This window comes from Paraglaciecola polaris LMG 21857, from assembly GCF_000315055.1.
Taxonomy (GTDB): domain Bacteria; phylum Pseudomonadota; class Gammaproteobacteria; order Enterobacterales; family Alteromonadaceae; genus Paraglaciecola; species Paraglaciecola polaris.
In genome coordinates this window covers 168,867-178,687 of sequence record NZ_BAER01000024.1, presented here as the reverse complement: position 1 = coordinate 178,687, position 9,821 = coordinate 168,867, and the positions used below count along the sequence as shown (strand labels likewise).

Annotated in this window: 9 protein-coding genes and 1 pseudogene; 7 read left to right on the top strand and 3 right to left on the bottom strand. The window is 41.7% G+C overall.

Going from position 1 to position 9,821, the window contains the following annotated elements; genetic code table 11:
• Nucleotides 1-95 precede the first annotated feature (95 nt).
• The 5 genes from GPLA_RS05220 to GPLA_RS05205 all read left to right on the top strand — a co-directional run bounded on the left by GPLA_RS05220 (nt 96) and on the right by GPLA_RS05205 (nt 3,371).
• On the top strand, nt 96-1,742 hold the full coding sequence (locus GPLA_RS05220; RefSeq protein WP_007103803.1) for a hypothetical protein: 1,647 nt from the start codon (nt 96-98) through the stop codon (nt 1,740-1,742).
• A gap of 82 nt (nt 1,743-1,824) precedes the next feature.
• Complete coding sequence (locus GPLA_RS05215) at nt 1,825-2,172, top strand: hypothetical protein (protein ID WP_007103802.1); 348 nt, start codon at nt 1,825-1,827, stop codon at nt 2,170-2,172.
• A 19-nt stretch (nt 2,173-2,191) separates the two neighbouring features.
• The gene (locus GPLA_RS05210; protein ID WP_007103801.1) at nt 2,192-2,863 is read left to right on the top strand and encodes a C39 family peptidase; all 672 of its coding nucleotides are present in this window, start codon (nt 2,192-2,194) and stop codon (nt 2,861-2,863) included.
• A 15-nt stretch (nt 2,864-2,878) separates the two neighbouring features.
• Nucleotides 2,879-3,073, top strand: coding sequence for a hypothetical protein (locus tag GPLA_RS23915; protein WP_007103800.1), 195 nt, complete (start codon nt 2,879-2,881; stop codon nt 3,071-3,073).
• A gap of 7 nt (nt 3,074-3,080) precedes the next feature.
• The gene (locus GPLA_RS05205) at nt 3,081-3,371 is read left to right on the top strand and encodes a hypothetical protein (RefSeq protein ID WP_007103799.1); all 291 of its coding nucleotides are present in this window, start codon (nt 3,081-3,083) and stop codon (nt 3,369-3,371) included.
• A gap of 156 nt (nt 3,372-3,527) precedes the next feature.
• On the opposite strand, the gene GPLA_RS05200 is transcribed toward GPLA_RS05205, so the two are convergent.
• The 3 genes from GPLA_RS05200 to GPLA_RS05190 form a co-directional block, all read right to left on the bottom strand.
• Nucleotides 3,528-4,835: a transporter family protein gene (locus tag GPLA_RS05200; RefSeq protein ID WP_007103798.1), complete on the bottom strand. Its 1,308-nt coding sequence runs from the start codon at nt 4,833-4,835 to the stop codon at nt 3,528-3,530.
• Between the two features lie 343 nt (nt 4,836-5,178).
• Nucleotides 5,179-5,655, bottom strand: a complete 477-nt coding sequence (locus GPLA_RS05195; protein ID WP_007103797.1) for a peptide-methionine (S)-S-oxide reductase — start codon at nt 5,653-5,655, stop codon at nt 5,179-5,181.
• Nucleotides 5,656-5,770: 115 nt separating this feature from the next.
• Nucleotides 5,771-6,178 (bottom strand): DoxX family protein, encoded by a 408-nt coding sequence (locus GPLA_RS05190; protein WP_007103796.1) that lies wholly within the window; start codon nt 6,176-6,178, stop codon nt 5,771-5,773.
• 297 nt (nt 6,179-6,475) lie between these two features.
• Here GPLA_RS05190 and GPLA_RS05185 point away from each other — a divergent pair.
• Nucleotides 6,476-8,165, top strand: a pseudogene (locus tag GPLA_RS05185) (RluA family pseudouridine synthase).
• 186 nt (nt 8,166-8,351) lie between these two features.
• A complete protein-coding gene (locus GPLA_RS05180; protein WP_040513913.1) occupies nt 8,352-9,764 on the top strand; it encodes an MFS transporter in 1,413 nt (470 codons plus the stop codon).
• Nucleotides 9,765-9,821 lie beyond the last annotated feature (57 nt).

Sequence of the window (9,821 nt, the reverse complement as noted above, 5' to 3'; positions counted from 1 at the left end):
CTTTCTCTGGTTATATTTTGAATATTTAAGGGTTGCTATTTTCAGTGTAAATTTCGCTAGATGGCGACAAATCGTTTTTTAAAGGAGCATAAAAGATGAAAGTATTTAATAAGAGTTTACTTGTAGCAAGCATGGCTTTCGTACTCGGTTCTGCAACCAGCGTATGGGCAGATCCAACCAACACGGCAACTGAAACTGCTGATTCTCAAACCGCTACGTCAACCGCAGATAGCACTGGTGATGCCTCAACTGCCGCAAACGATAATTCAAGCGCCACTACGGATAACAGCACTGATTCGTCAGATAACAGTGATGGAAGTTCAGCATCGGGTTCAGAGGTAGCTGCAAACAACGGTAGTATGGCAGCCACTGACAATAGCGATAATTCAGACAATAGCGACGACTCAGATAACAGTGATAACTCGGATGGAAGTTCAGCGTCAGGGTCTGAAGTAGCTGCTAACAACGGAAGTATGGCTGCCACCGATAACAGCGATAACTCTGACAATAGCGACGATTCAGATAACAGCGATAACAGCGACGGTAGCTCTGCTGCATCAACTGATTCTGCGGCTAACAACGGTAGCTTAGCTATGTCTGACCGCTCGGATAATTCTGATAACAGCGACAACTCTGATAACAGCGATGACTCGGATAACAGTGATAACTCTGACGGAAGTTCAGCTGCATCAACTGACTCAGCCGCTAACAATGGCAGTATAGCCATGTCTGACCGCTCAGATAATAGCGACAGCTCTGATAATTCAGATAGCAGTGACAATTCCGACAGCAGCGATAATAGCGATGGTAGCTATGCCTCTGCCACCGACACCGCCGCTAACAATGGCAGTGTGGCCATGACAGATCGCTCGGATAATTCAGATAACAGCGACAATTCTGATAACTCAGACAATAGCGACAGTTCTAGTTCTGACAGCAGTGATAACAGTTCAGCAACCGGTACTGAGGCCACTGCAAACAATGGCAGTGTAGCCATGAGTGATCGTTCTGATAATTCAGACAACAGCGATAATTCAGATAACAGTGATAATAGCGATAATAGCTATGCGTCAGCCACTGACGCAGCCGCTAACAATGGAAGCACTGCCACTTCAGATCGTTCTGATAACAGTATGGCGAATGCGAGTGCAATGGGCTCAGCAGCAGCGAATGGTGGCAGCACCGCATCTGTTGATAACAGTGATAACAGTGATAATAGTATGGCTCAAGCCAATGCTATGGGAGCAGCTTCTGCAAATGGCGGCAGCACTGCAAGTACAGATAATAGTGACAACTCGGATAATTCTGATAACAGCGACAACAGTGATAATAGCGACAACTCAAATAATTCCGACAACAGCTATGCCAACGCAGCGGAAGGTGGAGCATCAGCAAATGGCGGCAGCACAGCGACAGTAGACAACAGTGATAATAGTGATAACAGCGACAACAGCGACTATAGCAGTGCTTGGTCTGAAGGCTGGGGGACATCCGCAGCCAACAACGGTGGCGTAGCAACCACAACCTACAGTGTCAATGAGTCAAACCTAACCGGCGCAGTTACTGGAAATTATGTCACTTACAGCTTTGACAACCAGTCCACTATTGCCAGCAACAATAGTATGTCTGATACATTTAATGGTACCGCTGGTATTAACCAAAATGTTCAGAACCTTGGCCATAATGCCTTAGCTCAACAACAAGTATCGTTCCAGGGAAATGTGAATGTAAACCCGCAGTAATAGCTTTTATGTAGGTTTCATTTAAAGGAAATATAAGTTGCTGGCAATCATTGTCAGCAACTTATTAAAAAGGATACGGGCTATGAAGAAAATATTTAAAAATACCAAGGTATTTACTCTATTTGCCTTAATAACGTTTACTCCATGCTATCTGCTAGCACAAACCGATATTGACGAATTATCGCCTGTTTTACTTGAAGATTTAGCACAGGAAAGAGGAATGGGGGGAGTGTTCGATATCACCAATAATACTCATTTAGAAGCCGTACTCACGGACAATTATGCATCGAACAGTGTAACTGGCAGCAACAGCATAGGTCAGGGTTCATTCAGCGAAGCAGCTGGCGTGTTCTCCATTATTCAAAACACAGGTAACAATGTAATTATCCAAGACTCAACCATTATCACTGTCACTATTAGCCCTAATTAACGGATGAATAGGTGTAAATATGAGACTTTTTATACTGATAACAACACTACTAATTTGTCGTTCAGTTTCTGGTGGTGTTGTTAGTTTTGGCGGGCAATACTCCATTAAAGTATCCAGTATTGCTGAGCAACGATTTAAAACAATTTATAAGCAAAAATACGATTTTAGCTGTGGCTCTGCGACACTTGCTAGCTTACTTTCATTTCACTATGACGACGTAGTTAATGAACTGAATGTATTTAAAGATATGTTTGAACACGGTAATCAAGAGAAGATTAAACACCAGGGCTTCTCATTGCTAGACATGAAGCATTATTTGTCGCGCCGCGGATATCATGCAAATGGTTTCAAGATCAGCTTACAGCAACTGTCTAGTGCACAAGTGCCTGCAATTACTATCATTAACAACAATGGTTACATGCATTTTGTCATCATTAAAGGCAGCACTGACGATGCGGTATTGGTGGGTGATCCGGCGATTGGTTTGAAATCCATAAAGAAAACCAAATTTGAAGAAATGTGGGGGAATAGAATTCTTTTTGTCATTCAAGACCGCAAAGAAATTGCGGCAAATCACTATATAAATGACCAACAATGGGATCATCAGATTCGGGCAAACTTGGGTTTAGCAATTGACCATGCCAGCTTAGGGTTGTTCAACGTTTTACAGCCATCAAGTGTCGACTTTTAAGTTTAGGGATATCCAATGAATATTTCTCTCTCGCTTACACCAAGAATACTTTATAAAACATTAATTTGTTCTTTGCTCTCACTGCCTATACTCGTTGAAGCTAAACAAGAATCGGATGTTATGGCCACTGGTATCGGCGACTTTTCTCATTGGCAAGCAGTAACAGACTCAACACTTTCTTCCCTTCGTGGCGGTTTTTGTATTAGGTAATGGTGTTGTGGTAGATATTAACTTTCAGAAAAGTATCTTTAGAAACGGAGAGTTAACGTCCCATTCTTATTTTCAATCCCCCCAAGACCTGAATTTTTTAGGCAAAGACGAGTTTAATTTACGTTCTGTATTGCCAAACAATACCCTCAATACGGTATTACAAAACACTTTAGACAACCAAACGCTTTCAGCAATTACGAATATTGATATCACCATCAAAAATTTGGAACAAGCTCAACAAGCTTTCGCACACAGTGAAATGTACAACACATTTTTTGATGCGCGAACTCATCAATAATAACACCGAGAGACAGATAAAATTCAGTATTCAACATAACCTGAGTATCAATGGACGTTAATTATCTTAATCAAAAATGTTATTATTGACACCTATGTAATCGATCGTTAAAACGTCGTTAGTCATAACATGGTGCAGGTATAGTTTGCCTATAGACTAAAATGTTACCGGCAACCTGAAGTTTAGGCGGGTGTCCTGAGCATCATCCGTTACACCAATCGCAAGGGAAAGGCTAATATTAGTCTGCTCAGAATAGCGAAATGAATAACCAATGATAAGCTGGCCAATATCTAATTGGCTACCGTCAATTTTCATCTCATTAATTTTTGATTTTAAAACGTGCTTGTGGGAATAACTAAGGCTCATTGATGCACGCTCGTTTAACGATACACCCAACCCAAAGCTAACTCCTGCGCTGTCTCCAGGGTCAACATTTCCCACATCTTCATCCGTATCCATATTGTAGCCATAACTGATATTACCAAAGAAAACGCCAGGATCTGTAGCGTAAATCGCCGTTAAGCTTGGTTGAATACTGACATAACCTGAGCCTGTAGGGAGTTCCGTCGGAAATACTGCACCCGGCGTAGACTGCATGAACTCTACTTCAAAAGGGCTTGTTCCTGTGGGTATAGTTGCAACTAAATTAGCAACATAAATAGGACCACCGTCGACAGGCGCGTTCAACTGATAACGGGTTGACAACTCAATATCACCAAGACCATGACCACTTGCATTAAAAATTTCATCTTCACTAACACCGATACTTACCGGGCGTGAACGCTGACTATCATTTCGGCCTATGTACGGTATTTTCAGATCAACTTCCCAACGCTCAGTTAATCCGTACCGTGCTGAAACACTGCCGATAAAGCTATGTCGCTTTATCTCACGTAAATCAATTAACCCCACCACAAGGGCGGGTATAAATGAAAATGCATCTAGAAATACACGATTGTTATCAGTATACGAATAACCAATTGAAGGCTCCAAGACTAACCGTCCTTTTCCTGTAAGTACGCCACTGACATTATCGTTCGGTATGGCATTAACTTCTATCGGATTTGCATTTTTGGGTGGCGCTTGGCCTACGGGTTGGTTGTCTGGAGTATGCTGCGGTTTACTTTGATCGTTCTGACTTTTACGAGCAGTGACGACTTGTTCACGTTTCACTATGGTGTTGCTTGTCTTACTGGCCTTTTTATCCTGTTGTAACGTTTTAACTTGGCGACCTTTGGTTAAGGCATCAACTATACGTTTTAGTTCTGCTATTTGAGCGCCCTGCTCACGTAGCATATTGCGCTGGCGTTTGAGCTCCTCTTGATAGGAATGGATAACTGTATCATCCAGTTGCTTATCTTGTGCGGCATAACAGAGTTGCGGTGAGATAAGGTATAAAGAAAGTGAAATAAAAGAGAGTCTTAATGAATAGTAAGGGTAAAAATTAGATGTTGTATTTTCCATAACTAATCCTTTATCCATATATTAAAATATCCAAACTATTGTTTGATCAATATCCGCTTTATAGACAATATCGTTACTAATTAATGATGAATAAAACCTATTTTAAGCCTTTTAAAAATAGATGAATAATGTGAGCATTACAACGTAGTTCATAGGGAGAATTGAAATATTAAAACCGATACTAATAGCCAGATCGAATATTCAGTGAATCATTAACATTTTTGACGTGCATTAAAAATGTCTTTTATTTTAATGGCCTAAATAAAAGTTAAAACATTTAGCCATCCATTTATATAATCCAAATAAATTAAGGGAAATAATTCTACCTGAAAATGGGCATGCTTTAACTTCTATGATTTAGATAACGTTTCAATTTATCGAGTTTTGGTTGAATAATATTTTGACAAAACGGACGAGAAGGATCCTTCTTGTAATAGTTTTGATAATGCGTTGCAGATGCTTCAAATTTATCAAATAGCAAAGTCTGCGTAATCAGAGGGTTTGCAAAGTGAATTTGTAGCTCAGCCAAAATTCTAATGCTTTGTGTATACTGCGTTTTATTGTACACATAAACAGCACTGCGGTACTTAGCACGCATATTGTGTGAAGACGTCGCACTGTGAGATAACAAATGTATTTCGATTAAATTATGCAGGCTAACCTGAGCGGGATTAAAATGCACCACAACTGCTTCGCTAAAATCTTCATTAGGGGCTTTGGCCGCTATCCAGCCCTGTTCCACATCAATCACACCTTCTATCGACTGAAAAATAGCTTCTGTACACCAATGACAACTTCCACCTAAACCAACTTTATTCATTTTTTACCTATGAAAAATTATAGCTCAGCAAAGCCAATACTCATGTATAAATAACCTTGAACCGTCATTACTTCACGAGCACTGGACTTTAGCCCTATAGCCTAATTCAGTGAGGTTACTTAGCGCGGTTATCTAAACTAAACTGGCCGGTACCACGAGCAGCTAAAATCAACAGTCCCGCCATAATAGCCATGTTTTTGACGAAATTTTGTGTTTCATGGGCAACATCCCCACCTTCAGGTAAGTTCCAGAAGTTATGCATAAAGACACTTATTACCAAGGTCAAGCCAGCTAATATAAACGCCGCTAGACGCCCTTTAAAGCCAACGATAATGGCAAGACCAGCGCTCAGTTGTAATACTATGGTAATGACTAATAATAGCGAAACCATCGGAACATTATGCTGTGTCATATATTGACTCATCATGTCAAAACTGACGATTTTCTGCAGCCCAGGTAAAATGAAATATAACCCTAGAAGTAATCGCCCTGTCAAAATACATGTGTTTTCAAATAAATTCATCTTTATACCTTGGGGTTTGTTTTTATTATTGCGTAGGAACACCCATAACATTTTGCTAGTGCCGCCTATGTGTAATTCACTCGCCTTTATTGCCGTAATCGAAAAAACAACACGGACTCGTATGCACTATTTATCGATTTAATGCAAAGTGATTCATCCCAGCACACTTAACCTTTCATTCCTGTGATAAACTGCAGAGCTTGCTAGAGCAAGCTTTCTACATCTATATGCCACAAATATGACATCCCATCAATCTGTTAACCGAATTAACCATTAATACAATAGCTTATGTCGACTATGAATCCTTTTCCTCCATCATGTTTTACTCCGTTCTGCGAAGATATATCTGGACTATCATTGCCTGATAAATTTACTTTTCCGTTTTATTATCAACCGCACCCTCTTTGCATATTGGCTGCGGCAGAATTGCAGAAACATTTGCAGACCCAAGATGATTGGTATCACAACTTTGGCTTGAGTAGCGATCCCGAGCAAATCATCGGAAAAATGTTCGGCGTATTGTTAGTTAAAAATGCCATGGGTGAGGTGGGGTACCTCAGTGCTTTTTCTGGAAAGTTAGCCGATACAAACCATTTATCCGGCTTTGTTCCGCCGGTATTCGATATGTTAGCTAGTGATAGCTTTTTTCATGCTGAACAAAAGATAATCAACAACATAACGACAGAGCTGAATGTGCTACTTTGCGATGACAAATACCTTGCGTTGAAAGCGAGCTTGGCAAAAATTCAACTTTTCTGCGATAGTGAACTCGCTTCACAACGTCATCATGTCATAACGAATCGCGCAAAACGTAAAGAGCAGCGTGAAGCATTGCAAGCCGCCGATCCTAAATATAGTGCCGAGATTCACCTTCAATTAGCGCAACAAAGTATCGACGATAAGTTGCGTTTTGCACATCTGAAAATAGCATTAACCCGCCAAGTTGATGATGCAACAAATGCGTTAAGCCTGTTTGATAAGCAAATAGACAAACTTAAACAGCATCGTAAAACCTTATCAGCCCAGCTTCAGCACCGTATATTCGAGCAATATAAATTTTTAAATGCACGAGGGGCACACAAATCGCTTGCAGCAATATTTAGTGACACGGTTATGCGCACGCCGCCAGCAGGAGCCGGTGAATGTGCCGCGCCTAAGCTATTACATCATGCTTACAAACATAATTTACAGCCACTGGCTATGGCAGAGTTTTGGTGGGGCGCATCCCCAAAATCACAAGTAAGACGACATACTCAATTCTACCCAGCTTGTATGGGGAAATGCCAGCCAATACTGGATCACATGCTTTTAGGACTAGAAGTAGATGAAAATCTACTGTTGCAAAATACAGCTAGCGACAAAAAAATAGGATATTATCTATCAAGATGATTCTATGCTCGTAGTCAACAAGCCTACTCAACTACTGTCAGTGCCAGGTAAACATATAGCTGACTCAGTATTTAGTCGTGTAAAGGCACTCTTTCCCCAAGCGACAGGCTCATTAATTGTACATCGCTTGGATATGTCGACATCCGGCCTGATGGTTATCGCGCTCACCACCGCATCTCATAAAATACTGCAAAAACAGTTTATTAACCGTCAAGTAAGTAAACGCTATGTGGCACTTATCGAGGGTTTGTTAGAAGAAGATGAGGGTGTAATTACCTTACCCTTGACGGGGGACTTTTATGACCGACCACGTCAATGCGTTTGTGAACAGACGGGCAAGGCAGCTCATACTACTTGGCAGATAATAGAAAGACACAAGGAACTAAAGCGCAGCAAAGTGTTTTTGCATCCAAAAACCGGGCGAACTCACCAATTACGTGTACATTGCGCCCACGAACGTGGTTTACATATGCCAATAGTCGGAGATGATCTTTACGGCACATCAGAGCGACGGTTGCATTTACATGCTCAATCACTCGGGCTCTATCATCCAGTGACACAAGCATGGCTAGAATTGACGTGCGAACCCGACTTTTAAAGTCGCAGCGAGCGTTAAAAATAGATGTCTGAGCATCGAAGGTTGTATTGCGTCAAGGCTAAAATAGGTAACGGGGAAATTATTTAACCTCTTAATCTGTTAAATGCCGATTATTCATCGAGTGCCAAGTGAAAGTCATGACAGCAATGGGTATCATGGGTATTCCTTACGTAATCTGCGATATATATGGCTTACTTCTCCAAACTTCCGTTGACCACCGTAGCATTGATTGTAGTGTGCGCAGGCTCATTCATAGGCCCTTTGGGCATGGCATCAGTCAACATTGCCATTCCAGATCTCGCGGCAGAACTGCACGCCAATGCCAAAATGGTCAGCTGGCTACCCACTATATTCCTGTTAGCCAACGTAGCACTGATGTTGCCTTTTGGTAAATTAGCCGACAATTACGGACGTAAGCGTATCTATAGTTACGGGCTAGTGCTTAATATACTTTCCTCTACCATGTGTGCCCTCGCCTTTAATATGGAATGGTTATTATTTTGGCGATTCATGCAAGGCGCGGCTGCGGCCATGATTTTTGGCACTGGGGTTGCCATACTAACCTCGGTTACACCAGCAGAAAAGCGCGGGTTTGCCCTGGGTATCGCAGCTGCGTGTGTGTATATCGGTTTAACCGTCGCCCCTGCTGTGGGCGGCTGGTTAACAGAACTTTGGGGATGGCGTTCGGTATTTTTATTCCAAGTCCCATTGGTAATTATGTTATTGCTGTTAATTAAGTTACGCATGCATGGCGAGTGGAAAAATGAACGCAAAGCCAAATTTGATTGGCGTGGTTCAGGTATATTTATAATCGCATCGACTTGTCTGGTATTTGGGTTGAGTCAGCTACCGTCAATCATAGGTATTGTGTTATTGAGCGTTGCACTTATTGCAATGGTGCTCTTTGTGGTGCATCAGTCTAAGCGCGATCAGCCACTAATACGCGTGCAAATGTTCAAGGAAAGCCGTGTATTTTCCATGTCACTTGTCACATCACTGCTAATGTACGCCAGTAACTACCCCTTAACCTTCCTACTCAGTTTATATCTACAATATGTAAAAGGATTTAGTCCATCTGAATCAGGGCAGATTATTTTGCTCCAGGCATTGGCTATGGCTTTTCTGGCTCCCTTATCTGGACGCTTATCCGATAAAGTCCAGCCCCGCCTTTTAGCCACGCTGGGGTGCAGTATTGTCGCTTGCGGTTTCTTTATTTTAAGTCGAATGGATATCGACACACAAGCTTGGTATATCGGCAGTTCATTGTTGCTTATTGGCATAGGATTTGGTCTATTTTCGACCCCAAACAACAACGCAATTATGGGGGCAGTTCACAGTTCGGAACTTGGAGTGGCATCCGCTTCACTTAATTTAGCCAGAACAATCGGCAACTTAGTTGGCATGAGTTTAGTTAATTTGCTGGTACACCATTACATTGGTGACGCACAGATTTTACCCGAACAGTACCCTGCACTACTGCAAACCGTATTAGTCGCACTAAATATATCCTTTGCGTTCGTCTTGATAGCCTGTGTTATTTCAGGTTTTCGCGGGCGTGAACAAAAGCCAGAAAAAGCCATATCGAGCCCAGGCGAATAGAACCGGTAACTCTCGCCATTGATCGTTAACGAAAACAAAAAAGCGAACTTGGATAGT

What these genes read in the sequence shown, in the direction of transcription:
- GPLA_RS05215 (WP_007103802.1), top strand. Translation starts at nt 1,825, where the DNA reads ATGAAGAAAATATTTAAAAATACCAAGGTATTTACTCTATTTGCCTTA.
- GPLA_RS05210 (WP_007103801.1), top strand. Translation starts at nt 2,192, where the DNA reads ATGAGACTTTTTATACTGATAACAACACTACTAATTTGTCGTTCAGTT.
- GPLA_RS05195 (WP_007103797.1), bottom strand. Translation starts at nt 5,655, where the DNA reads ATGAATAAAGTTGGTTTAGGTGGAAGTTGTCATTGGTGTACAGAAGCT.
- GPLA_RS05200 (WP_007103798.1), bottom strand. Translation starts at nt 4,835, where the DNA reads ATGGAAAATACAACATCTAATTTTTACCCTTACTATTCATTAAGACTC.
- GPLA_RS05180 (WP_040513913.1), top strand. Translation starts at nt 8,352, where the DNA reads ATGGCTTACTTCTCCAAACTTCCGTTGACCACCGTAGCATTGATTGTA.
- GPLA_RS23915 (WP_007103800.1), top strand. Translation starts at nt 2,879, where the DNA reads ATGAATATTTCTCTCTCGCTTACACCAAGAATACTTTATAAAACATTA.
- GPLA_RS05220 (WP_007103803.1), top strand. Translation starts at nt 96, where the DNA reads ATGAAAGTATTTAATAAGAGTTTACTTGTAGCAAGCATGGCTTTCGTA.
- GPLA_RS05190 (WP_007103796.1), bottom strand. Translation starts at nt 6,178, where the DNA reads ATGAATTTATTTGAAAACACATGTATTTTGACAGGGCGATTACTTCTA.